The sequence below is a fragment of the Allobosea sp. Root381 genome (genome assembly GCF_001429395.1).
GTDB lineage: Bacteria > Pseudomonadota > Alphaproteobacteria > Rhizobiales > Beijerinckiaceae > Allobosea.
The window spans coordinates 1-25,045 of record NZ_LMJT01000011.1; the positions used below are offsets into that span (position 1 = coordinate 1).

Annotated in this window: 19 protein-coding genes and 1 pseudogene; 16 read left to right on the forward strand and 4 right to left on the reverse strand. The window is 66.1% G+C overall.

The genetic code is table 11. From position 1 onward, the window contains the following. The 9 genes and pseudogenes from ASE63_RS11065 to ASE63_RS11110 form a co-directional block, all read left to right on the forward strand. Positions 1–404 (forward strand): annotated as a pseudogene (locus ASE63_RS11065) (calcium-binding protein); the annotation flags it as partial. A 468-nt stretch (positions 405–872) separates the two neighbouring features. After that, positions 873–1,787 carry a LysR substrate-binding domain-containing protein gene (locus tag ASE63_RS11070; protein WP_056800896.1) on the forward strand — a complete coding sequence of 305 codons (915 nt, stop codon included), beginning with the start codon at positions 873–875 and terminating at the stop codon, positions 1,785–1,787. Between the two features lie 221 nt (positions 1,788–2,008). After that, positions 2,009–2,488, forward strand: a complete 480-nt coding sequence (locus ASE63_RS11075) for an NAD(P)H-dependent oxidoreductase subunit E (protein ID WP_056800898.1) — start codon at positions 2,009–2,011, stop codon at positions 2,486–2,488. Continuing rightward, positions 2,485–4,050, forward strand: a complete 1,566-nt coding sequence (locus ASE63_RS11080; protein ID WP_056800900.1) for an NADH-quinone oxidoreductase subunit NuoF — start codon at positions 2,485–2,487, stop codon at positions 4,048–4,050. The genes ASE63_RS11075 and ASE63_RS11080 overlap by 4 nt, the downstream gene beginning before the upstream one ends. A 10-nt stretch (positions 4,051–4,060) precedes the next feature. Then, complete coding sequence (fdhF, locus tag ASE63_RS11085; protein WP_056800902.1) at positions 4,061–6,943, forward strand: formate dehydrogenase subunit alpha; 2,883 nt, start codon at positions 4,061–4,063, stop codon at positions 6,941–6,943. Further along, positions 6,930–7,772, forward strand: a complete 843-nt coding sequence (gene fdhD / locus ASE63_RS11090; protein WP_056800905.1) for a formate dehydrogenase accessory sulfurtransferase FdhD — start codon at positions 6,930–6,932, stop codon at positions 7,770–7,772. Before fdhF ends, fdhD begins: the two co-directional genes overlap by 14 nt. Continuing rightward, a complete protein-coding gene (locus tag ASE63_RS11095) occupies positions 7,769–8,050 on the forward strand; it encodes a formate dehydrogenase subunit delta (RefSeq protein WP_056800907.1) in 282 nt (93 codons plus the stop codon). Before fdhD ends, ASE63_RS11095 begins: the two co-directional genes overlap by 4 nt. A gap of 553 nt (positions 8,051–8,603) precedes the next feature. Next, entirely contained in the window at positions 8,604–9,452 is an 849-nt protein-coding gene (locus ASE63_RS11105) for a hypothetical protein (protein WP_082609840.1), read from the forward strand. A 242-nt stretch (positions 9,453–9,694) separates the two neighbouring features. Next, the gene (locus ASE63_RS11110; RefSeq protein ID WP_056801042.1) at positions 9,695–10,429 is read left to right on the forward strand and encodes a metallophosphoesterase family protein; all 735 of its coding nucleotides are present in this window, start codon (positions 9,695–9,697) and stop codon (positions 10,427–10,429) included. A gap of 53 nt (positions 10,430–10,482) precedes the next feature. Here ASE63_RS11110 and ASE63_RS11115 read toward each other — a convergent pair whose 3' ends face one another. Beyond that, entirely contained in the window at positions 10,483–11,376 is an 894-nt protein-coding gene (locus tag ASE63_RS11115) for a LysR substrate-binding domain-containing protein (RefSeq protein ID WP_056800913.1), read from the reverse strand. A 104-nt stretch (positions 11,377–11,480) separates the two neighbouring features. On the opposite strand from ASE63_RS11115, the gene ASE63_RS11120 reads away from it, so the two are divergent. The 6 genes from ASE63_RS11120 to ASE63_RS11145 all read left to right on the forward strand — a co-directional run bounded on the left by ASE63_RS11120 (position 11,481) and on the right by ASE63_RS11145 (position 19,436). Then, positions 11,481–12,626 (forward strand): 2-aminoethylphosphonate--pyruvate transaminase, encoded by a 1,146-nt coding sequence (locus tag ASE63_RS11120; RefSeq protein WP_056800915.1) that lies wholly within the window; start codon positions 11,481–11,483, stop codon positions 12,624–12,626. Positions 12,627–12,637: 11 nt separating this feature from the next. After that, positions 12,638–13,891, forward strand: a complete 1,254-nt coding sequence (gene phnA / locus ASE63_RS11125) for a phosphonoacetate hydrolase (protein ID WP_056801044.1) — start codon at positions 12,638–12,640, stop codon at positions 13,889–13,891. Position 13,892: 1 nt separating this feature from the next. Continuing rightward, positions 13,893–15,344: a phosphonoacetaldehyde dehydrogenase gene (phnY, locus tag ASE63_RS11130; RefSeq protein ID WP_056800917.1), complete on the forward strand. Its 1,452-nt coding sequence runs from the start codon at positions 13,893–13,895 to the stop codon at positions 15,342–15,344. A 107-nt stretch (positions 15,345–15,451) separates the two neighbouring features. Then, positions 15,452–16,471: a putative 2-aminoethylphosphonate ABC transporter substrate-binding protein gene (locus tag ASE63_RS11135; protein WP_056800919.1), complete on the forward strand. Its 1,020-nt coding sequence runs from the start codon at positions 15,452–15,454 to the stop codon at positions 16,469–16,471. A gap of 158 nt (positions 16,472–16,629) precedes the next feature. After that, positions 16,630–17,724, forward strand: coding sequence for a putative 2-aminoethylphosphonate ABC transporter ATP-binding protein (locus ASE63_RS11140; protein WP_056800921.1), 1,095 nt, complete (start codon positions 16,630–16,632; stop codon positions 17,722–17,724). Then, positions 17,721–19,436: a putative 2-aminoethylphosphonate ABC transporter permease subunit gene (locus ASE63_RS11145; RefSeq protein ID WP_056800923.1), complete on the forward strand. Its 1,716-nt coding sequence runs from the start codon at positions 17,721–17,723 to the stop codon at positions 19,434–19,436. Before ASE63_RS11140 ends, ASE63_RS11145 begins: the two co-directional genes overlap by 4 nt. 223 nt (positions 19,437–19,659) lie before the next feature. On the opposite strand, the gene ASE63_RS11150 is transcribed toward ASE63_RS11145, so the two are convergent. After that, positions 19,660–20,670, reverse strand: coding sequence for an NAD(P)-dependent oxidoreductase (locus ASE63_RS11150; protein ID WP_056800926.1), 1,011 nt, complete (start codon positions 20,668–20,670; stop codon positions 19,660–19,662). A gap of 37 nt (positions 20,671–20,707) precedes the next feature. Beyond that, a complete protein-coding gene (locus ASE63_RS11155) occupies positions 20,708–22,069 on the reverse strand; it encodes an aspartate aminotransferase family protein (protein ID WP_056800929.1) in 1,362 nt (453 codons plus the stop codon). A gap of 196 nt (positions 22,070–22,265) precedes the next feature. Between ASE63_RS11155 and ASE63_RS11160 the strand changes: the two genes are divergently transcribed. After that, positions 22,266–23,123, forward strand: a complete 858-nt coding sequence (locus ASE63_RS11160) for a LysR substrate-binding domain-containing protein (RefSeq protein WP_056800931.1) — start codon at positions 22,266–22,268, stop codon at positions 23,121–23,123. 461 nt (positions 23,124–23,584) lie between these two features. Here the strand turns inward: ASE63_RS11160 and ASE63_RS11165 are convergent, their stop codons facing one another. Next, positions 23,585–25,018 (reverse strand): amidohydrolase family protein, encoded by a 1,434-nt coding sequence (locus tag ASE63_RS11165; RefSeq protein WP_056800933.1) that lies wholly within the window; start codon positions 25,016–25,018, stop codon positions 23,585–23,587. Between the last annotated feature and the right edge of the window lie 27 nt (positions 25,019–25,045).

Here is a 25,045-nt window from a genome sequence, read left to right on the forward strand (position 1 = left end):
ACGATCGGATCGAGGGCGGTGACGGCGACGATGTCATCGACGCGGGCTCCGGCGACGACCTCGTGCTGGGCGGCGAAGGCAACGACGTGATCGACGGCGGCTCGGGTGCCGACCGCATCGAGGGCGGCGCCGGCGACGACATCCTGACCGGCGGTTCGGGCCACGACGCCTTCGTCTTCGCGCCGGGCTTCGGCCGCGACACGATCACCGACTTCAGGACGACGGGCTCGAGCGCGGACATGCTGGAGTTCGACACGGACGTCTTCGCCGATTTCGATGCGGCGATGGACGCGGCCGCGCAGGTCGGCAACGACACGGTGTTCACCGTCGATGCCGACACCACGCTGACGCTGAAGGGCATCCAGCTCGCAAGCCTCGCCCAGGACGACTTCCGCTTCGTCTGAGCGGAAAACAGGTCCAGACGACAACGAGGAAGGGCGCCGGAAACGGCGCCCTTCTTGGCTCCCCCCTTATGTCCCTCACGCAGCGAAGTAGCCGCATCAGCCTGACATCGAAGCCCTTGCTGAGGTTGGTTGATCACGCTGCCGACGCCACGACAGGCTGTCAGGACCTCTGCATCGGCGTTCGGTCGAACGAACCCGAAATCAAACCGAAACGAAAACGGCCCCGCATCACTGCGGAGCCGCCTTCCGTCGGGAGCTCATGGGAGCTCAACCTTGGATGCCGCACGTCCGACCAAGCAGGCCGGGAGCGAGCAGCTCAATCATCTTATGCCCTTCTCCTGCGTTGCGCCAATATTGGAGACGGTCTCGCGGCCGGAGGGCCGACCGTTCAAGCGTGCTCGGGACAGGCTTGACACCGCTACGAGCTAGGCTGGCATTCTGCCTCGCTTCGCGCCGAAGGTCCCGCACATGATCATCCGCCAGCTGATCTATCTCGATGCCCTCGCCCGCGAGCGGCATTTTCGGCGCGCGGCCGATGCCTGCCATGTCTCGCAGCCGACGCTGTCGACCGCGATCGCGCAGCTGGAGGAGGAGCTCGGCGTGCTGATCGTCGAGCGCGGGCGTCGCTTCCAGGGCTTGACCAAGGAGGGCGAGGTCGTGCTGGCGCATGCGCGGCGCATCCTCGCCGAGGCCGATCTGCTGAAGGAGTCGATCGCCGAGCTCAAGAACGGCGTCAGCGGGCGCATCCGGCTCGGTGCCATCCCGACGGCACTGCCGATGATCGCCCACATCACGGCCCCGTTCTCGAAGCGCTATCCGGCCGTGCAGCTCACCGTGCTGTCGATGACCTCGGGCGAGATCCAGGCGGGCATCGACAATTTCGATCTCGACGTCGGGCTCACCTACCTGGACAACGAACCGCTTCAAAGCGTTGTCTCGAAACCGATTTATCAGGAAGGCTATGTCCTGCTGACGCGCGAGGACGGCCCCCTCGGCGGCCGCGAAGCCATCACCTGGGCGGAGGCCGCCGGGTTGAAGCTGTGCCTGCTCACCGCAGACATGCAGAACCGGCGCATCATCGACGGCATTTTCCGCTCGGTCGGCGAGGCACCCCGCCCCGCCATCGAGACCAACTCGATTTTCAACCTGTGCTCGCATGCCGGCATCCAGGGCGTATCCAGCATCGTTTCGCTGCAACTGCTTGAGTTTTTCGGCATCCCGATCGGGACCAAGGCCCTACCGCTGGTGGAACCCGAAGCGCAGCGCACCATCGGGCTCATCGTCGCCGACCGCCAGCCCTTCGCGCCGCTGGCGCGCAAGCTCCTCACGATGACAGAACCTGTCGCGGAGGCCGTGCTGCCGCGCCAACCCGTCGGCCGATAGGTGTCGGCTATGGCAAGCGGCACATCACTTCGCTGCCGCCGCACTGGCGCGCGATAAGCTGCGGTTATCGCCGCTTTTCGCTGCGCAAGCGCATCTCCTGCACGGCTTTTGATAGTCAATCGCTATCACTTGGTTGAAACAATCAATTTGAAAACCTCTAAACGATGAGGCCTCCTTTCCGAAGCGAAAGTCGCATCGAAGTGCGTCGCGCGGGAGGAAAAATGGCCGGATACCGCCCCTGGGATCAGGATCACGCCCGTTTCATCGTCGCCGGTTTGGCCTCTCTGGAGGGCGCGACGCTGCCGATCCTTCACGCCCTGCAGGATGAGTTCGGCTATGTCGATCCGCAGGCCGTGCCGCTGATCGCCGATGCGCTGAACCTGTCGCGGGCCGAGGTGCACGGCACGATCTCGTTCTACCATGATTTCAGGACCGCGCCGCCGCCGCGGCGTGTCGTCAAGCTCTGCCGCGCGGAGGCCTGCCAGGCACTGGGCTGCGAGGCGCTGGTGTCAGGACTTGCGCGCGATCACGCCATCGCCGTCGATGACCAGTCGGGCTCCGGCGAGTTTGCGGTCGAGACCGTCTATTGCCTCGGCAACTGCGCGCTCGGCCCGTCGGCGCTGGCCGATGGCGAACTGATCGGCCGGGTCGACGGAGACCGGCTCGCCCAGCTCTGCGGCCTGACGGGAGCCCATGCATGAGCGCCGCTCCCATCCGCATCTTCGTGCCCGTCGATGCCGCGGCGCTCTCCGTCGGCGCCGAGGCGGTCGCGCAGGCGATCCTGCGCGAGGCGCAGGCGCGCGACATCCCGATCGAGCTGGTCCGCAACGGCTCGCGCGGCATGCTCTGGCTCGAACCGATGGTCGAGGTGGAGACGCCTGACGGCCGCATCGCCTATGGCCCGGTCGTGGCGAAGGATGTCGCGAGCCTGTTCGAGGCCGGCTTCCAGGCTGGCGCCGGGCACGCGCTGCATCGCGGCCCGACGGAAGAGCTCGGCTGGCTCAAGCGCCAGCAGCGCCTGACCTTCGCCCGCGTCGGCGTCACCGATCCGCTTTCGCTTGCCGCCTACCGCGCGCTGGACGGGTTCAAGGGGCTGGAGACGGCGCTGGAGCTCGGTGGCGCGGCCATCGTCGAGGAGGTCAAGGCCTCGGGCCTGCGCGGTCGTGGCGGCGCCGGCTTCCCGACCGGGATCAAATGGAAGACCGTTCACGACGCTTCCGCCGAGCAGAAATACATCGTCTGCAACGCCGACGAAGGCGACAGCGGCACCTTTGCCGACCGCATGCTGATGGAGGGCGATCCCTTCCTGCTGATCGAGGGCATGGCGATCGCCGCCGTCGCGGTCGGGGCGACCCGCGGCTACATCTATCTGCGGTCGGAGTATCCGCATGCCCATCGCACGCTCCAGCGCGCCATCCTGAAGGCGACGGATGCCGGCATCCTCGGCGATTCCGTTCTGGGCTCCGGCCACGCCTTCCATCTCGAAGTCCGGCTCGGCGCCGGCGCCTATATCTGCGGCGAGGAGACCTCGCTGCTGGAGAGCCTCGAAGGCAAGCGTGCGATCGTGCGGGCGAAGCCGCCGATCCCGGCGCTGCAGGGCCTGTTCGGCAAGCCGACCATCGTCAACAACGTGCTATCCTTCGCGGCCGTGCCCTGGATCCTCACGCATGGCGCGCAGGCTTATGCGGATTACGGCATGGGGCGCTCGCGCGGCACCCTGCCCGTCCAGCTCGGCGGCAATGTCCGGCGCGGCGGGCTGATCGAACTCGCCTTCGGCATTTCGCTGCGGGAGATCATCGAGGATATGGGCGGCGGCACCCTGTCGGGCCGGCCGATCCGCGCCGTGCAGGTCGGCGGGCCGCTCGGCGCCTATCTGACCGCGGCACAGCTCGACGTCGCCATGGATTACGAAGTGCTCGCCGCCATGAAGGCGATGCTCGGCCATGGCGGCATCGTCGTCTTCGACGACACCGTGGACATGGCGAAGCAGGCGCGCTTCGCCTTCGAATTCTGCGCCAAGGAGAGCTGCGGCAAGTGCACGCCCTGCCGCATCGGCGCGACCCGTGGCGTCGAGGTGATGGACCGCATCATCGCCGGCCAGGAGAGCCCGAAGAACATCGCCGTGCTGCGCGATCTCAACAAGCTCATGACCGACGCCTCGCTCTGCGCCATGGGCGGGCTGACGCCAATGCCGGTGATGAGCGCACTGAACCATTTTCCCGAGGATTTCGACCGTCCACCGCTGCCGCTGGCGGCGGAGTGAGGAGGCCGTCATGAGCCTGATCAAGGAAATCGACTTCGGCACGCCGATCCGCGTCGCGGAGAAGACGGTGACGCTGACGATCGACGGCGAGAGCGTCACCGTGCCGGCCGGCACCTCGGTGATGGCCGCCGCCGTGTCGCTGGGCACCAAGATCCCCAAACTCTGCGCGACCGACTCGCTGGAGCCTTTCGGTTCCTGCCGGCTCTGCCTCGTCGAGATCGAGGGCCGCCGCGGCACGCCAGCCTCCTGCACCACGCCGGCCGAGGACGGCATGGTCGTCCGTACCCAGTCCGAAAATCTGTCCGGCCTGCGCAAGGGCGTGATGGAGCTTTACATCTCCGATCATCCGCTCGACTGCCTGACCTGCTCGGCCAATGGCGACTGCGAATTGCAGGACATGGCCGGAGCCGTCGGCCTGCGCGAGGTGCGCTATGGCCATGACGGCGAGAATCACGTTTTCGCCCGCGACAAGGACGGCTTCGCCAACGAAAACTGGCTCGGCCTCGACACTTCCAACCCGTACTTCACCTATGATCCGAGCAAGTGCATCGTCTGCAATCGCTGCGTGCGGGCTTGCGCGGAGGTACAAGGCACCTTCGCCCTGACGATCACCGGGCGCGGCTTCGAATCGCGCGTCGCGGCCGGGCCGACCGATTTCCTCGGCTCGGAATGCGTCTCCTGCGGAGCCTGCGTGCAGGCCTGCCCGACGGCGACGCTGATGGAAAACACCGTCATCAAGATGGGCCAGCCGGAGCATTCCAAGGTCACGACCTGCGCCTATTGCGGCGTCGGCTGCGCCTTCAAGGCCGAGATGCAGGGCGACAAGGTCGTCCGCATGGTGCCCTACAAGGACGGCAAGGCGAATGAGGGCCATTCCTGCGTCAAGGGCCGCTTCGCCTGGGGCTATGCCACCCACAAGGACCGCATCACCAAGCCGATGATCCGCGACAGGATCACCGATCCGTGGCGCGAAGTGTCCTGGGAAGAGGCGATCGGCAAGGCAGCGTCCGAGTTCAAGCGCATCCAGGCGAAGTTCGGCCGCGAGTCGGTCGGTGCCATCACCTCCTCGCGCTGCACCAACGAAGAGGTCTTCCTCGTCCAGAAGCTGGTCCGCGCCGCATTCGGCAACAACAATGTCGATACCTGCGCCCGCGTCTGCCACTCGCCCACCGGCTACGGGCTGAAGACGACGCTCGGCACCTCGGCCGGCACGCAGGACTTCAAGTCGGTCGCCAAGTCCGACGTCATCCTGGTCATCGGCGCGAATCCGACCGACGGCCATCCCGTCTTCGCCTCGCGGATGAAGAAGCGCATCCGCGAGGGCGCGCGCCTGATCGTGGTCGATCCGCGCCGGATCGACCTCGTCAAGTCGCCGCATGTCAAGGCCGATTATTATCTGCAGCTCAAGCCCGGAACCAATGTCGCGCTGGTCAACGCCATCGCCCATGTCGTCGTGACGGAAGGGCTGATCGCCGAGGACTATGTCCGCGAGCGCTGCGACCTCGCCGATTTCGAGATCTGGGCCCGGTTCATCGCGCAGGCTCATAATTCGCCCGAGGCGACGGAGGAATTCACCGGCGTGCCGGCCGCCGACGTCCGGGCTGCGGCGCGGCTCTATGCCACCGGCGGCAACGGCGCGATCTTCTACGGGCTCGGCGTCACCGAGCACAGCCAGGGCTCGACCACCGTCATGGCGATGGCGAACCTCGCCATGGCCACCGGCAATATCGGGCGCGACGGCGTCGGCATCAACCCGCTGCGCGGGCAGAACAACGTCCAGGGCTCCTGCGACATGGGCTCCTTCCCGCACGAGCTTCCCGGCTACCGCCATGTCGACGACGACGCGACGCGTCAGGTCTTCGAGACGATGTGGGGCGTTGTTCTCGATGCCGAGCCCGGCCTGCGCATCCCCAACATGCTCGACGAGGCGGTCGGCGGCACTTTCAAGGGGCTTTACGTCCAGGGCGAGGACATCGCCCAGTCCGATCCCAACACCCAGCACGTCACGGCCGGGCTGGCCTCAATGGAATGCGTCGTCATCCAGGATATCTTCCTGAACGAGACGGCGAAATACGCCCATGTCTTCCTGCCGGGCTCCTCCTTCCTGGAGAAGGACGGGACCTTCACCAATGCGGAACGCCGCATCAACCGCGTCCGCAAAGTGATGGAGCCGCTTTCCGGCAAGGCGGAGTGGCAGGTGACGATCGATCTCGCCAACGCGCTGGGTTACCCGATGAGCTATGCGCATCCGCGCGATATCATGGACGAGATCGCGCAACTGACGCCGAGCTTCGCCGGCGTCTCCTACGCCAAGCTGGAGGAGCTCGGCTCGGTGCAGTGGCCGTGCAACGAGAAGGCCCCCACCGGCACGCCGCTGATGCATGTCGATCGCTTCGTGCGCGGCAAGGGCCGGTTCATGATCACCGAATTCGTGCCGACGGAGGAGCGCACCGGTGCCCGCTTCCCGCTGATCCTGACCACGGGGCGCATCCTCTCGCAGTACAATGTCGGCGCGCAGACTCGGCGCACCGAGAACGGCGCCTGGCATGACGAGGACGTGCTGGAGATCCACCCCTTCGATGCCGAGAACCGCGGCGTGAAGACGGGCGACCTCGTCGCGCTCGCCAGCCGCTCGGGCGACATCTCGCTGCGCGCCGAGGTCTCCGAGCGCATGCAGCCCGGCGTCGTCTACACCACCTTCCACCATGCCGAGACCGGCGCCAACGTCATCACCACCGACTATTCGGACTGGGCGACGAACTGCCCGGAGTACAAGGTCACGGCCGTCGAGGTGCGCCGGACCAACTATTATTCGCAGTGGCAGGAGCGCAACCGCGAGGAGGACGTCTCTCTGCGCCTGATCGCCGGGAGACTGCCCGATGCCGCGGAATAGCTCGCCCGCCCAGCCGCCGGCGAGCTGCGCCGTGGCCGCCCTGCCGGTGCGCTACGCCACCGGCCCCGGCGCGGCTGCCAGCGCCGAAATCGCGGTCGAGGCCCCGGTCAACATCGTCTATGGCAACCAGCCCTATGCGGTGATGATGGCGACGCCCTCCGATCTGGAGGACTTCGTCACCGGCTTCAGCCTGACCGAGGGCATCATCCGAGACGCCGGAGAGATCCGCGGCATCGCGGTCTCGCCGCAGCGCGACGGCATCGTCGTGACGGTCGATCTCGCGCCCGGCCGCTTCCGCGAGCATCTGGCCCGGCGCCGCAATCTTTCGGGCCGGACCTCCTGCGGGCTCTGCGGCGTGGAGACACTCGCCGAGATGCCGATGGCCGAGACGCGATCGCGCGACCGGCAGCCGATTTCCGCACGGGCGATCGCGACGGCGCTGGCAACGCTCGAACGGCATCAGCCGCTGCATCAGCTCACTCGGTCCGTCCATGCCGCCGCCTGGTGCGATGCGGAAGGTGCCATCCTGGCGGCGCGCGAGGATGTCGGGCGCCACAACGCGCTCGACAAGCTGATCGGCGCGCGACTTCGCGCCGGGCATCGCGCAGTCTCCGGCTTCGTGCTCGTCACCAGCCGCGCTTCCTTCGAGATGGTCGAGAAGACGGCGATCTATGGCGCCGGCACGCTGGTCTCGATCTCGGCGCCGACCTCGCTTGCCGTCGAGCGCGCGCAGGCGCTCGGCCTGACGCTCGTCTCCGTCGCACGCCAGGACGGCTGCATGGTCTTCACGGGCGCCCTCGCCCCCGAAATGGAAATCGCAGCATCATGACGCTCCTCGACGCCGCGCCGCATGATGCGGAGCACCACAAGGCCGCACAGCGCGAGACGCTTGCCCGCATGGCCAACCAGATCGCGGATTTCTTCAAGTCCTATCCGGACGAACAGGCCGTGCCGGCCATCGCCGACCACATCAACCAGTTCTGGAGCCGGCGCATGCGCGAGGATTTCGTCACTGCCTTCAATGGGCAGTCGGAGGGGATCCAGCCGCTGGTGCGGGCCGCCCTTCCCGCGATCAGGCGGGCCCCGGGCCAGAGAAGCGAGCCTTAGCACCCGCATCAGCGATCGGTCCGATAGCTGACACGAGGGAAAATTCGCCTCCCTCTCGCAAGTTGCAGAGCGAAAGCTATACTGGTTCGATGGCGCTGTCTGATGACGAGGAACGCGACAGCGCCCCCGAGATGCTGGCGAAAGAAACAATCACGCTGCTGATTGCAAGAGGAAACGAACCCGCGGCGGGATCACCAGAGACCTATCGGACCTGGAGGCATGACGATGAACTGCCTTTCAAAAGCAATCGTGCTCATCCTCGCCTGCATCGCGTTGACGGCTTGCCAGACGCCTCAATCCAGGCAGGCGGAGCTCAGCCAGATTTGCTCGGATCCCGCCAATCGGGAGCCTGGGAACTTCTACTTTTCCGAATGCCAGTCGGTCTATCCCTCTGGAAGTCAACAGCTTCAGAGGGACTATGTCATCGGCTCTCCGGCCGGCCGCTAAGGTTGCGCAGCGTCCGGTCGCCACAGTGCCATGACGCCCTGCGACGGCCTCGCTGCAGTCTCCAGTCTGTGCGTCGAAACAAGGGACGGCAACCGCAGGAGGAGCTATGCAACGTCGACCGAAATCGCTCCGGCGGTGTTTGCCGAGCGCCGCGGCAGGCCCGCTCGGCCTCGCCTTCCTCGCGACCGCAGCCATCGGCGCTGACCTGCCGCCAGCCCCGTTGTACGCGCCACGGCAGCCATCTGCATGGCAGTTCCAGGCGACGGGCTATGGCTGGGCCACTGCGATCGACGGCCAGGCCGGGGTGCGCAACCTGCCGCCGGTCAACGTCGATGTCAGCTTCGCCGACATCCTGAAGGACCTCAACGGCGCGCTAATGGGGTCGTTCCTCGCCAAGAAGGGCGAGTGGCTGATCATGACGGACCTCGTCTGGGCGGCCCTGTCGGACGATGCCGTCGTCAGGCTGCCGGGAGTTCGCCATCCCGCGCTTGCCACTCTTTCGCCTGGGACGCGGGTCGACTTCAAGATGCGGCAGTTGATCGCCTCGGCGGCCATCGGCTATCGCCTGCCGCTTGGTGGACCCGACCTCGACATCTACGCGACCGCGGGACTGCGCTATCAGCGCATGACCGTCGAGATCGACGCTCTGCCGGGCCTGATCCCGATAACGCTGAGTCGGAAGGGCACCGAGCAATGGGCCGACCCGACAGTGGGATTTTCCGCGCAATGGCGCATCAACGAGCGCTGGTTCGTCAACGTCCTCGCCGATGTCGGTGGGTTCGGTGTCGGCTCCCGGCTCACGACGCAGGGTTTCGCATCGGTCGGCTATCGCTGGACGGAGTCGATTTCCACGGCGCTCGGCTACCGCGCGATCTATACCGACTATCGTAATGGCGGCTTTACCTATCGCGCCACCCAGCATGGCGTGTTTTCGAGCATCGCCTATCACTTCTGACCGCCTCTCAGCCAAAGCATCGATGACCCCGACATGCTTCTGGTCGAGGAAGTACTGCATGTCGGAACTGAGCTGCCGACCGCTTCCGGCCCTCTACCGCATGAGCGGCAGCCATGAACAGGCGAATTTCATCATAGCTCGAAAGCTGCCGATATATCCCGCTCCCGCACGGTGTGATTCGGGCTCGAAGAGCCGCCGTTTGCACTTTCGGGCCGGCTGTCATGATCGGCAATGGAGTGGGCATGCGCCTGGGCGTGATCGCAGACATACACGGCAATCTCTTGGCTCTGGAGGCGGTGCTGGAGCGCCTCCAGAGCCACGCCGTCGACAGCGTCGTCAATCTCGGCGATTGCGCGTCGGGACCGTTATGGCCCGCTGAAACGGTGGCGCTTCTCAGGGCAACGACGATGCTCCACGTCCGCGGCAACCATGACCGCGCGCTCGGGGCGACCTCTCCCGAGCGCCTCGGCCAATCCGATCGCTTCGCATGGGAGCATCTCGCGCCGACCGATCGCGACTGGCTGTCTACCCTGCCCACAACGCAGGTCGTGGCGGGCGCGCATGGATTCCATGCCTCGCCAGGCGACGATGAGGCCTATCTGATGGAAAGCGTTGCCGATCGCCGCCTTCTGCCGGATGCCCCCGACACTGTTGAGGCGCGGCTTTTGGGCGTGGAGGGGCGTCTCCTGCTCTGCGGGCACAGCCATCTGCCCCGGCTGCTGCGGCTTTCCACCGGGGCGCTCGTCGTCAACCCCGGCAGCGTCGGGTGCCCGGCCTATCGTGACGACAAGCCCCCTGCCCACATTTCCGAAAGCGGAAGCCCCCATGCTCGTTTCGCAGTGGTGACGCTATCGCCTACGGTCACTGTCGAACACCACGCCATTGCCTATGACTGGAATCTGGCCGCAGCCCGGGCCAGCCAGAACGGGCGGGACGACTGGGCACATGCACTGGCGACCGGAACAGCGCGAGCGTGAGCCTGGAGATCAGGCATCGAGCAGGTCGCTTGCGGCTCTGCCGCTGCCTGATCTCACTGCGCGGTTGCGGTTTCGGCGTCCACGAGGGCCTGAACGGTCTCGAAGAAGCCGCGCACCAGCGGAATGCGCCGCCGCTCGGCGCGGCAGGCCGCATATTCGCCGACGGCAAAATCGGCGCCGGTGATGACCAGCCTTTTCAGCAGCGGATCGGGCCTGAACTCGGCATCGAAGATCACCCCGATGCCGAAGCCGGCGGCCACGGCCTCGCGTACCGCCTCGCGCGACTGAACCTCGAGCAGGTTAGCCGGCTTGATCCCGGCCTCAGAGAGACGCGCCTCGAAGGTCTCACGCGTGATCGAGCCGCGCTCCCGCAGCACGATGTCCTGGCCGGCGAAGGCCTCGATCGGGACGCTGTCATGCTGCGCCAATTGGTGCGCGTGCGAGACGAAGGCAACGAGGCGGTCCGAACGGAGCTTCACCGTGTGCAGGCGGGGGTCGGAGCTCTGGCGCGCCGTGATCGCGACATCGGCAGCGAAGTCCATGATCTGGTCGACCACTTCCGACGAGTTCCCGATCGTCAGTGAGAATGTCAGTCCCGGGTAGTTTTCGCGCATCCGCGCAAGCGCGGCCATGACATGGGTCGCGCTGTCGGCCGCGATGCGCAGATGCCCGCGCTGTAGCGTGCGGGTGCCGGCTAGCAGGGACTGTGCCTCGTCCTGCGCCGCGAACAGCCGGGCGGTGATCACGAACAGGCTCTGCCCGAGCGGCGTGAGCTTGATCTGCCGGCCCACCCGGTCGAACAGCCGCACGCCGTAGGCATCCTCGAGCCCGCGCACCTGCGCCGAGAGCGTCGGCTGGCTGACATGGCGTGCCTTGGCGGCGCCGGTGAAGCTCTCGGCTTCCGCCACTGCATGAAACGCCGAGAGGCCCGAATAGCTGATCGCCATACCATAGATACCTTCTATGGATGGCATGGATACGATGTATTGGAGCTATGTCAAATCGCGACCTACCGTCTGGTCAACCGCTGCAACGCAAAAGCGAGATCGACATGGCACAAGCCCGCCGCCAAGCCGCCTCCGAAACCGGCGATCCCCTGCTGCTGACGCCCGGCCCGCTGACCACCAGCAAGGCCATCAAGGAGGCCATGGTGCATGACTGGGGCTCCCGCGACGCCACCTTCGTCGGCATCAACAAGGCCGTGATGGACGAGTTGCCGAAGGTGATCCATGGCGACGGCAGCTTCGTCACCGTGCCGATGCAGGGCTCCGGAACCTTCGCTGTCGAGGCGATGCTGACGAGCTTCGTGCCGCGAGACGGCAAGGTGCTTCTGTTGATCAACGGCGCCTATGGCCAGCGCGCCAGGCGCATCCTCGAGATCGCCGGCCGTGGCGTCGTCATACACGAGACGGCGGAGGACACCCCGCCCGACCTCACCGAGGTCGATCGCATGCTGGTTGGCGACCGCGCCATCACCCATGTCTTCACCGTGCATTGCGAGACGACAAGCGGAATCCGCAACCCGGTCGAGGCGGTTGCGGCGCTGGTCAAGCGGCATGGCCGCCGCCTGCTGATCGACGCGATGAGCGCATTCGGCGCGCTGCCGCTCGACAGCCGCGAGGTCTATTTCGATGCGGTCGCCGCCTCCTCGAACAAATGCATCCAGGGCGTGCCGGGACTCGGCTTCGTCATCGCCCGCAAGAGCGCGCTTGAGGAAACCCAGGGCAACGCCACGACGCTCGTGCTCGACCTCTACGACCAGCACGCCGCCTTCGGGCGCACGGGCCAGTACCGTTTCACGCCGCCGATCCATGTCATCGTCGCCTTCCATGCCGCACTACAGGAGTTCTGGGCCGAGGGCGGCGTCGCGGGACGAGGCGAGCGCTACGCCGACAATGCCCGCATCCTGATCGAGGGCATGCAGGAACTGGGCTTCCGTACGCTGCTGCCGGCCGCGCGCCAGGCGCCGATCATCGTCACCTTCCACATGCCGGAAGACAAGAACTTCGTCTTCCAGCGCTTCTACGACACGCTGAAAGATGCCGGCTACGTCATCTACCCAGGCAAGCTGACCGTCGCCGACAGCTTCCGCATCGGCTGCATCGGAGCGCTGGGCGCGCAGGACATGAAGGCCTTCGTCGCAACCGTGTCCGAGGTCCTCGCCGAGATGGGCGTCGGCCTGAAGACGGCCGCGTAAAGGAGCTGATGATGAACATGCATTCGAAGGTCGGATCGGATGTCGTCGCGAACGGCCGGGCCTATGCCCGGCCGCAGCGCGCGACGGTGGTGATCTGCATGGACGGCTCGGAGCCGGCTTATATCGAGGCTGCGAGCGCCAAGGGCCTGACGCCGAACCTCGACCGCATCATGCGGGCGGGCACCAGCACCCACGCCTATTCTGTGATCCCGAGCTTCACCAACCCGAACAATCTCTCCATCATCACCGGCCGTCCGCCGGCCGTGCACGGCATCGCCGGCAACTTCTTCTACGACCGCGAGGCCAGGGAAGAGGTGATGATGAACGACGCCCGCTTCCTGCGCGCGCCGACCATTCTTGCCGAGTTCCAGAAGGCCGGCTTCAAGGTCGCGATGGTCACGGCCAAGGACAAGCTCAGGACGCTGCTCGGCAAGGGCCTCGACTTCACGAGTGGCACTGCGATCGCGTTCTCGTCCGAGAAGGCCGACAAGGCGAACAAGGCCGAGAACGGCATCGAAACGGTGCTCGACTTCGTCGGCATGCCGGTGCCGTCGGTCTATTCGGCGGACCTCTCCGAGTTCGTCTTCGCCGCCGGCGTCAAGCTGCTGGAGAGCTTCAAGCCCGACCTGATGTATCTCTCGACCACCGACTATGTGCAGCACAAGGCAGCGCCGGGCTCGGACGTCGCGGATGCGTTCTACGCCATGTTCGACAGCTACGTCGGCAAGCTCGATGGTCAGGGCTGCACGCTGGTGATCACGGCCGACCACGGCATGAACGACAAGCACCTAGCCAATGGCGAGCCGGACGTCGTCTATCTCCAGACGCTGGTGGACCAATGGTATGGCAAGGGCACGATGCGCGTGATCCTGCCGATCACAGACCCTTACGTGGTCCATCACGGCGCGCTCGGCTCCTTCGCTACGGTCTATCTGCCTGATGGAGCCGACCAGACCGAGGTCGCCGCCCGCATCTCCGGCATCGACGGCATCGCGCTGGCGGTGACCTCTGCGGAAGCCTGCGAGCGCTTCGAACTGCCGGCCGACCGGATCGGCGACGTCGTCGTGGTTTCGACGCGGCAGAAGGTCATCGGCACTTCGCCCGAGAGGCACGATCTCTCGGGCCTGACCGAGCCGCTGCGCTCGCATGGCGGTATCACCGAGCAGCGCGTGCCGATGATCGCCAACCGGCCGATCACAATCCCCGAGGGCCGCACGCTCCGAAATTTCGACGTCTTCGACGTCGCCCTGAACCTGGTGAACTGAGATGAACGCGACGGTGAAGCCGCCCGTGCGCCGCGAGACGATGCGCATCGCCGGCAAGTTCGTTTCGACCGACGACATGGTCGAGGTCCGCAACCCCTATGATAACAGCCTCGTCGGCCTGATCCCGGCAGCCCGGCCCGAGCATGTCCGCGAAGCCTTCGCCCAGGCGAAGGCGTTCAAACCGAAGCTGACCCGCTATGAGCGCCAGCAGATCCTGCAGAAGACGGCCGAGCTTTTGCGCGATCGCAAGGAGCTGTTCGCCAAGTTGATCACGGCCGAGGCCGGGCTGTGCTGGAAGGATTCGCTCTACGAGGCCAGCCGCGCCTATGACGTCTGGTCCTTCGCGGCCCAGCTCACCATCAAGGACGATGGCGAGATGTTCTCCTGCGACATCTCACCGAACGGCAAGGCGCGCAAGATCTTCACCACGCGCCAGCCGCTGCTCGGCGTGATCTCGGCGATCACCCCGTTCAACCACCCGCTCAACATGGTCAGCCACAAGCTGGCCCCGGCCATCGCGACCAACAACCGCCTCGTGCTGAAGCCGACGGAACTGACGCCGCTGACCGCGCTGGCGCTCGCCGACGTGCTCTACGAGGCAGGGCTGCCGCCCGAGATGCTCTCGGTCGTCACCGGCAATCCCTCGACCATGGGCGACGCGATGATCACCGATCCGGATGCGGATCTGGTGACCTTCACCGGCTCGGTCCGGGTCGGCAAGCACATCGCCGCACATGCCGGCTACAAGCGTATCGTTCTGGAACTCGGTGGCAACGACCCGCTGATCGTCATGGAGGATGCGGATCTCGACAAGGCGGCCGAGCTCGCCGTCACCGGCGCGACCAAGAACTCCGGTCAGCGCTGCACCGCGGTCAAGCGCATCCTCGTGGTCGAGAGCGTCGCCGACGCGTTCTCCAAGCTCGTCGTCGAGAAGGCGAAGAAGCTGAAATGCGGCGATCCGATGGATCCGCAGACCGATGTCGGCACCGTCATCAACGCCCGCTCGGCTTCGCTCTTCCAGGCCCGTATCGACGATGCGGTGAGCAAAGGCGCGGAGGTGCTCCACGGCAAGCGGGCGGAAGGCGCCCTGTTCCACCCGACCGTGGTCGACCACATCCCTTATGATTGCGAGCTGGTGCATGAGGAGACCTTCGGCCCGGTGATCCCGATCGTCCGCGTGCCGAACGACATCGCCGACGTCATCCGGATCTCGAACTCGACCGCCTATGGGCTGTCGTCGGGCGTCTGCACCAACCGCTTCGACTACATCCAGCGCTTCGTGGCGGAGCTCGAGGTCGGCACGGTCAATCTCTGGGAGGTTCCGGGCTACCGCATCGAGATGTCGCCCTTCGGCGGCATCAAGGATTCCGGGCTGGGCTACAAGGAAGGCGTGGTCGAGGCGATGAAGAGCTTCACCAACGTCAAGACATGGTCCCTGCCCTGGACCGCATAGACAGACCACTCTTTGCCGAGGGCCGGCGGCTCGATCCGCCGGCTGACAATCATATTGGGAACGACGCACCGAGAGAGTGCCAAACCGCATAACCAGGGGAAGAGAACATGAAGAGCTGGCTTGCAACTGCCCTTATTGGCGCGTTCGCCCTCGCGATACCGGGACACGCCAACGCCCAGAAAACGAAGGTCACCGTCTACACGGCGCTGGAAAACGATCTGCTCCCATCCTTCAAGGCCTCGATCGAGAAGGCCGTGCCCGAGGCCGACGTCTCGTGGGTACGCGACTCCACGGGCGTGATCACTGCCCGCTTCCTGGCGGAGAAGGACGCTCCGAAGGCGGACATGGTGATCGGGCTGGCGGCCTCGAGCCTGCTGATGTTCGACAAGGCCGGCCTGCTCGAAACCTATGAGCCGAAGGGCGCGGCCACGCTGAAGCCCGCCTTCCGCCCCAGCAAGGCGCCCTATACCTGGACCGGCACCGCAGCCTATCTCGGCGTGGTCTGCTTCAACACCGCCGAAGCCAAGGGCGTGCCGGTACCGGTCTCGTGGAATGACCTTCACAACCCTGCGCTCAAGGGCAAGATCGTGATGCCACACCCGGCCTCATCCGGCACCGGCTACCTGATGGTCGCGGGCTGGCTGCAGGGCATGGGCGAGGAAGCCGGCTGGAAGTTCATGGACGGGCTGCACGAGAATATCGGCGCCTATCTCCATTCCGGCTCGGCGCCGTGCGTGCAGGCGGCGCGCGGCGAGCGCACGGTGGGCCTCGCGCTCGACATGCGCGGCGCGTCCGAGAAGACCAAGGGCGCGCCGATCGAGGTCATCATCCCGAAGGAGGGCGTCGGCTGGGAGGTCGAGGCGAGCGCGGTCGTCAAGGGCAGCAAGGTCGCGCCGATTGCCAGGAAGATCGCCGACTGGGCAGCCAGCAAGGAAGCGAGCGAGCTCTACACCAAGGGTTACGCGATCGTCGCCTATCCCGGCATCGAGGCCTCCCCGAAGAACTATCCGGCCGATGCCGAGGCCAAGATGGTGAAGAACGACCTGGCCTGGATGGCCGAAAACCGCGAGCGCGTCCTCGCGGAATGGTCGAAGCGCTACGATTCGAAGGCAGCGCCGAAGAACTGACGCTTCCCGCGACCGCTTTCTCTACGGAAGCGATTGCGGCACAGCTTATGCTTAGCTGTCGATGCAAGCTGCCGGACCGTCCCGTCTCCCGAAAGGAAGCCGGGACGGCCCGGCTCAGCGCAGCGCGGCCCGCGCCGCCAGTCGGAAGGCAAGACGCCATGACCTCGCCCAGCTCTGCGCCCTTTTTGTCGATCCGCAACCTCGCGAAGAGCTTCGGCAGCTTCATCGCACTGCGCGGCATCGATCTCGATATCCGGCGCGGCGAATTCGTCTGCTTTCTCGGGCCGTCCGGTTGCGGCAAGACCACGCTGCTGAGGGCCATCGCCGGTCTCGACCTTCAGGATAGCGGCACGATCGAGATGGGCGGCCGCGACGTTTCACATGCGCCGCCTTCCGAGCGCGATTTCGGCATCGTCTTCCAGTCATACGCGCTGTTCCCGAACCTGACCGTGGCGGACAATGTCGGTTACGGCCTCGTCAACCGGCGAACCCCGGCGCGCGACATCGCCAGGCGGGTGGACGAACTTCTGGCGCTGGTCAGCCTGTCAGATCAGGCCCGGAAATTCCCGATCCAGCTATCGGGCGGTCAGCAGCAGCGCGTGGCGCTCGCCCGGGCGCTGGCGACCTCGCCGGAACTGCTGCTGCTCGACGAGCCGCTGTCCGCTCTGGATGCAAAGGTGCGCGTGCGCCTGCGCGACGAGATGCGCGCCCTGCAGCAGAGGCTCGGCGTCACCACGATCATGGTCACCCATGACCAGGAGGAAGCGCTCGCCATGGCCGACCGCATCGTCGTCATGAATGGCGGTGCGGTCGAGCAGGTCGGCTCGCCCGAAGAGATCTATCGCCGCCCCGCCACGCCCTTCGTCGCGGATTTCGTCGGCCACATGACCTTTTTCGACGCCGTTGTCACCGGCCCCGGCCGCGTGCGGGTGGACGAGCTCGATCTCCTCGTCGCCAATGCCGCCCCCTTCCCCGCCGGGACCCCGGTCCGGCTCGCGATGCGGCCGGAAGAGGTCCGCACACGCGGCGTGTCCGACGAGACCCCCAACAGCTTTGAGGCAACGATCGGAGACCTCGCCTTCCTGGGCTCCTTCTGTCGCGCCCATCTCGAGCCGACGCGGTCGCAGAAGACACGGATCGCGGCCGATTTCTCGGCGAATGCCATGCGCGACCTCGGCATCCAGCCCGGCCAGGTGCGGTCCATCGCCTTCCCGCCGGAATCGCTGCATGTCTTCGCCGGAGCGGCGCGATGACCGACAGCGTGCAGCCCATCGCCATCACGCCCGCACAGGCGAGGATCGGCTCGGTCCGCCTGAACGAGCGGCATGTCGCCGGCGCGCTGATCCTCGCGCTTTGCGCCGTCCTCGTGCTGATCATCGCCTTGCCGCTCTGGGCGCTTCTCTCGAAGAGCCTCGAGGATGTGAACGGGCGCTTCGTCGGCCTGGCGAACTTCATCGCCTACGCCACCACGCCGACGCTGATTTCCTCGCTTGGCAACAGCCTCTTCGTCGCCGGCGTGACCACGGCGATCGTGATCCCCGTCGCATTCCTCTATGCCTATGCGCTGCGCCGCAGCTGCATTCCCGGCAAGGGGCTGTTCTACGCTGCGGCGATGGTGCCGGTGTTTGCGCCTTCGCTGCTGTCGGGTCTCGCGCTGATCTACGTCTTCGGCAACCAGGGGCTGCTCAAATCCTGGATGATGGGCGCCTCGCTCTATGGGCCGATCGGCATCATCGCGGCCGAAGCGCTCTACAGCTTTCCCCATGCCGTGCTGATCCTCGTCACGGCGCTCGCCCTCTCGGATGGCCGACTGCGCGAGGCCGCCGAGGCCATGGGCACGACGCGCTGGCGCATGTTCCGCACGATCACCCTCCCCGGCGCCCGCTACGGGCTGATCAGCGCGACCTTCGTCGTCTTCACGCTGGTGATCACCGATTTCGGTATCCCCAAGGTGATCGGCGGGCAGTTCAGTGTGCTGGCGACGGACGCCTATCGCCAGGTCGTCGGGCAGCAGAATTTCCCGATGGGTGCGGTCGTCGGCATCATCCTGCTCGTGCCGGCCGTCCTCGCCTTTTTCGTCGACCGACTTGTGAAGCGGCGCCAGAGCGCGATGCTGTCCGCGCGGGCGGTTCCCTATGCGCCGAAGCCCGAGCCGGGCCGCGATATCGCGCTGCTCGGCTTCGTCATCCTCACCACGCTCGCGATCGTCGCCCCCTACGCCATCGCGGTGTGGGGCTCCTTCGTCACCTACTGGCCGTATAATCTGGCGCTGACGCTGAACAATTACGATTTCGCCGCCTTCGATCCAGCCGGGTGGGACGCCTATCGCAACTCCCTGCTCCTCGCTTCGCTGACGGCGGTCATCGGCACGACGCTGATCTTCACCGGCGCCTATCTCATCGAGAAATTGAAGCTGTTCCCGCGGATGCGCGCCTTCGCGCAGTTCCTGGCGATGCTGCCGATGGCGGTCCCCGGCCTCGTGCTGGGCCTGGGCTACGTTTTCTTCTTCAACGCCACCTGGAATCCGCTCGGCTTTCTCTATGGCACGCTCGCGATCCTCGTGATCAACACGATCGCCCATTTCTACACGGTCGGCCACATCACGGCCCTGACCAGCCTGAAGCAGATCGACGGCGAGTTCGAGGCGGTTTCGGCTTCGCTCAAGGTGCCGTTCTGGTCGACCTTCCGCCGGGTGACCGCGCCGATCTGCCTGCCGGCCATCCTCGACATCGGCGTCTATGTCTTCGTCAACGCGCTCACGACCGTTTCGGCCGTGATCTTCCTCTATGGCGCCGAGACCAAGCTCGCCTCGATCGCCATCGTGCACATGGACGAGGCCGGTGCGATCGCTTCCGCTGCTGGCATGGCGACCGTGATCATGCTGACGGCGATCGCGGTGAAGCTCGCCCATGTCGGGCTGGACCGTCTCGTATTCGGACGGCTCCAGCAGTGGCGGCAGCGGTAGGAGCGGCTGATTGATCTGGAATCAAGGGTCATTCCGGGGCAGGCCGAAAGCCTGAGCCCGGAACCCATTAACACCGGCGGGGCGCGGAAGAGACACGCCGATAGCAGCGGCTTGCCTGCCCGGACATTGTTCATGAGTTCCGGGCTCGCGGCTGCGCGGCGCTCCGGAATGACGGCGCAAGCCCGTCCAACCGTAGCAATCTCAAGCTCGCAAGACGGCTCCTTCAAGCGAAGGCGACGCTGCGGCGCTGGGCGCGCAGCCTCGGATCTTGCGACCTGATCTCGACCGGCCGCCCATCCAGAATCTCGAAGCAGCGCGCCAGCGTGTCCTTCGACAGGCGCCGCATCGCCTCTGCCGTGAAAAAGGTCAGGTGTGGGAAGAGGATGACATCGTCGCGGCCGAACAGCGGGCTCAGCAGATGCCCCTTCTTCGCGAGCGGCTCCGTCGAATAGACATCGAGTCCGACGGCGCCGAGACGATCCGCCAGCACGGCCTCGACGAGAGCCGCCTCGTCGATCAGCGCACCGCGCGAGACGTTGACGAGGATCGCCGACGGCTTGAGGCAGGCAAGCTCGGCCCGCCCGATCAGCCCGCGGGTCATGTCGTTCAATACGCAATGGAGCGAGACGAAGTCGCATTGGCGCAGCATGGCGTGCAGGTCGTCGACCTTCTCTATGCCGGCGGCCGCGAGCGCAGCCCGGTCGAGATGGGGGTCGTATCCGAGCACGCGGGCGCGAAATCCCTGCCCTGCCATCCGGGCCATGCTGCAGCCGATCCTGCCGGCTCCGACCAGCCCGAGCGTGGCGCCCGAGATGTCGCGCCCCAGCCAGCGCTGTTCGGGCCAGACCCAGCCTTCCGACGCCATGGCGCGGCCGATCTCGGGCAGGCGCTTGGCCAAAGCGATCATCAGCGCAAATGCGCCTTCGGCGACCGTCTCCTCGGCGTATTCAGGAACGTTGACGACCGGGATGCCGCGTTCGATCGCGGCGGAAATGTCGATCGCGTCGATGCCGACGCCGTATTTCACGATGCCCTTGAGCTTGGGCGCGGCGGCGATGACCCGTGCCGTGATCGGCGTGTAGCACATCAGCAGCAGGTCGGCCTCAGTGACCGCCGCGATCAATTCGGCCTCCGGAATGCCGTCAGGCAAGGTCACGAGCTCGACGCCGCGCGCCCTGAGACCGGCATCGATCTCAGGGCATTCGAGTTCGCTATCCGTGCGAACGGCTTTCATGTCGGTTCCTCTCAGTCGCTGGTCGGATCGCGACTTCTCAGCCGGCGGCGATGGCCGTCTCGACGATGTCGAGCGCCCGGTCGAGATCGGCCTTCGCGATGACCAGCGGAGGCGACAGCGTCAGCACGTTGCCCTGGCTGATCTTGAAGCTCAGCCCCGCTTCCAGGCAGCGATAATAGACCCGCTCGGCCAGCGCGTTGTCGGGCGCCATGTCGGCCTTGTCGGCGACGATCTCGACGCCGAACATCAACCCGCGCCCGCGCACGTCGCCGACATGCGGCGAGCCGTAGCCGAACGCCCGCAGGCGCTCCATCGCCGCCCCGCCGAGCTCGGCCGCCCGCTCCGGCAGCCCTTCCTCGCGGATGATCGCAATCGTAGTCAGCGCTGCGCGCGTCGTCACCGGGTTCTTCTCATGGGTGTAGTGGCCGATGGCATAGTCGCCGGCGACATCGAGATCGCGCCGCGCAATCGCGGCCGCGATCGGCAGGATGCCGCCGCCCAGCGCCTTGCCGATGACGAGGATGTCGGGCGTCACCTCATCATGCTCGCAGGTGAAGAAACGCCCGGTCTTGCCGAGCCCGGTCGGGATCTCATCGAAGATCAGCAGCGTGCCGTGCCGGTCGCAGGCCTCGCGCACCTGCTTCCAGAAGCCCGGCGCCGGCGGGTTCGGCGTCGCACGCATCGGCTCGGCAACGACGGCGGCGAAATCGCCCTCGCGGCCAACCACATAGGAGATCATGCTGGCGCAGGCGCGGGCCGAGGCCTCCAGGCTGTTGTGGCCATAGGCGCAGTGATGGGTTGCCCAGGGCGCGACATGCTCGGCCCCCGGCAGGAGCGGGCCGGCGATGCCGGAGCGGAAAGTTGCCTCGCCGCCAACGCTCGACGCGCCGAATCCCGCGCCGTGGAACGCATCCCAAAAGGACAGGGTCTTGAAGCGCCCGGTGGCGGCCCGCGCCAACCGCAGCGCCACCTCGACGGCATCGGAGCCGCCGGTCGTGAACAGCACCTTGCCGAGGTCGCCCGGGGCAAGCTGGCCGAGCGTCTCGGCCAGTTCGACCGCCGGCTCGCAGGTAAAGCGGCGCGGCGCGAAGCAGAGTTCGTCGAGCTGCCGCTTGATCGCCTCCTTCAGGCGGGGGTGGCCATAGCCGATATGGTGGACGCTGTTGCCATGGAAATCCATGTAGCGGCGCCCGGCCGTATCCTCGATCCAGATGCCCTCGGCCTTGGCGATCGCCGTGACGCAGGGGCTGGACAGGCTCTGGTGCAGAAAGGCGTCGGCATCGCGCTTCAGGAGGCTGCGCGTCCCGGCATCGTTGAGCCCGGCCGACCACGCGCCGCGCGCCGCCGAGGTGTTCGACTCGCCTTCGGTATGGACGATCTTGCCAGACAGGCCGGACATCCTGTTTCTCCCTTATGGCAGCGCGACTGCGGCTCCCTGCAGCGGGCTTCCGCACAGAGATAAGGCCCGCTTTGGATCGCGCCTCACGCGTCATAGTCGCCAAGTATGAGTCACCTTGGAAATCGTTGTTTTCGATCAACTCATAAGTAAAATCGTTTGATGGCGAGCGGCGGGTCGCAGCCACCGGGAAACGCCCATGCGCTACGTCCAGCTCCGCGCCTTCCATCAGGTTGCAATCTCCGGCGGCTTCTCGCGCGCCGCGAGCGAGCTGCACCTGACGCAACCGGCCATCTCGGATCAGGTACGGAAACTGGAAGAGGAATACGATTTGCTGCTGTTCAGTCGGCAGCATCGGCAGATCACCCTGACCACGATGGGTGAAAAGCTGCTCGCGGTGACGCGCCGCCTGTTCGATGCGGAGGAGCAGGCGCGGGAGCTGCTAAGCGAGTCCCGCAGCCTCCGGCTGGGGACGCTGCGACTGGCGGCGGATTCCGTCCATCATGTGTTGCATCTGCTGACCGCCTTCCGGCAGAGCTATCCTGGTGTCCAGGTAAGCGTCAGTGCCGGCAATACCGAGACCATCGTGGCGCAGTTGCGCAGCTACGAGGCCGATATCGGCGTGCTCGGTGACATGGCTCCGCACCGCGACTTCGAATTCGTTCCGCTGAATGCGACCCCGATCATCGGCGTCGTCGCGTCCGAGCATCCGCTGGCCTCGCACCGGACGCTCTCGCTGGCCGAGCTTGCCTCCGTGCCGCTGGTGATGCGCGAGAACGGCTCGCGGACGCGGCGCCTGCTGGAGCAGCGCGCGGCCGACGCCGGCATCAGGCTGCGCTACGCGATCGAGGTGGAAGGCCGCGAACCCGCGCTCGACATCGTTGCGGCCGGCGCAGGCATCGGCTTCGTCTCCGAGGCCGAACTGGGCGAAGGGCGTGGGCTCGCGCGGATCGCGATTGCGGGGCCGCCGATCCTGATGGAGGAGGCCCTGATCTGCCTGAGCGAGCGCCGGGAGAACAAGGCGATCAAGGCCTTCCTCGACATCGCACGCCGCTGAACGACCCGCCTTCGCCGGGAAACCGCGGCCGATAGGATGGACGGACGGCCGCGATCAGAATCGTGCAGCATCGGGCAAAATAACGACGCCGCCTTGCCCCGGAACGGCCTCAAGGAGGTAGCGCCGATGGAACTTACGGCGCTTCCGGACATTTCGATTCGAATAGGAGGCGGTCAAATGGACGAGCTCTTTGTATTCGGCAGCATGTTGGTCGTGGCAGCTGCGTCTTGGTACGCCTCGAAACGCTGGGACCTCTGATCCCGAAGCCCATGCGCCAGAGCAGATCCATGAACGCGCAACGCATCGAGCTGTGCCTGTGGATGGTCCTGATTGGGACCGTCCTCTTCCTTGCCTCATCCGCCTATCTGGCCCGGATGCCAGGGCACTTCGTGGCCTTGCCCTGAGGTGCCGCTTTTGGCACGGCGCCGCAAACGCAGGCTTCGCGCCCAGCTGCCGGCACTTCATTTAGTGGGAAAGGTCAGCGGCGAGTACTCCGTCACCGGCCGCTTCGCCCAATCATGCTGCGGGGCCGCTGCTTCCGTCCGCTTCTGCGCCTCGTGCAGGCGACGGGCCGCGGCGGGGTAGTCCATCGTCAGCACCGTCCCCTCGCGAACCACGAGGCGGCCATCGACATAAACCCGGTCGACCGCCCGTTCGGCTGCGGCGTAGACGAGGCTGCGGATAGGGTCTCGGCGCGGCTGCATCATCGGATGGGCGAGATCGACCAGGACGAGATCGGCCTTGCAACCGGCCTCCAGCCGGCCGATGTCGTCGCGGCCGAGCGCAGCGGCGCCCGCCGTCGTCGCGGCCTCGAACAGATCGGTCGTGGTCAGCGTGCGCGGGTTCTCCGCCATCAGCCGTGCGACATAGCCGGCATGGCGCATCTCCTCGAGCATGTTGTGCGGATAGGTGTCGGTGCCGAGGCCGATCCTGACGCCAGCCCGGCGGTACCGCCCGAAATCGTCGAGCGCGATGCCGCGGCGCATGAAGACCGTGGGGCAATGAGCCACTGTCGTGCCGGTCTCTGCAAGCAGAGAGAGATCGCGCCGGCTGTGCCAGGCGACGCGCGGATAGTCGTCGAGGAAGATCGCGTGTCCGATGATGCTGGTCTCGCCGAGCACGCCGAGCTTCTCCAGCCACTGGATCGGCGAGACGCCGTGGCGGCGGGTGATCTCGTGGAACTCGACCGTCGACTGCGCCGCGTGGATCTGCCAGCGCAGGCCGCGACGAGCCGCTTCGGCATGGCTCTCCTTGATGAGGCCCTCGCTGCACGTGTCGATCTGCGCCGGGCAGACCATGCCGAAGAGGCGGCCTGACGGATGTTTTTCCGCTTTCTCGATCACGTCGAGAGCCTGCGCCATGGCCTCGGCGCCGGCCTTCTCGTCCCATTCGTATTCGACCACATAGCCATTGCGCGTGTGCCAGCGGGCCGAGCGGAACATCGGCGACAGGCAGACGCGCAGGCCGCTGTCGGCCGCGAGATCGAGCCAGCCGGAATGGGCGACCGAGAGGTCGGCGAGCGTGGTGACGCCCGAAAGCAGAAGCTCGGAATAGGCGACCTGCACGCAGTCCGGCACCGCCTCGGCATCCGCCCGCAGGATCGGCATGAACTCATACAGCGATGAATTGTAGAGAGCCGGCGAGCCGAGCTCGTCGAGGAAGCCCTTGTTCAGCGGCTCGCTCGAGGGATGCGAGTGGATGTTGACGAGGCCCGGCATGACCATGCGGCCACGGCCGTCGACCGTTTCATCCACCAGCCCTTCGTAGCGGGCACCGACAAAGCGCAGCGTGCCGTCCTCGAAGGCGACATCGGCACCGTGCAGATAGACATGCCGGGAGGCATCGGCATCCCAGGCGACAACGACGTCGGCATTCTTGATGACCGTGATCGTCATGATGGTTCCTCCCTAGCAGTTCAGGCA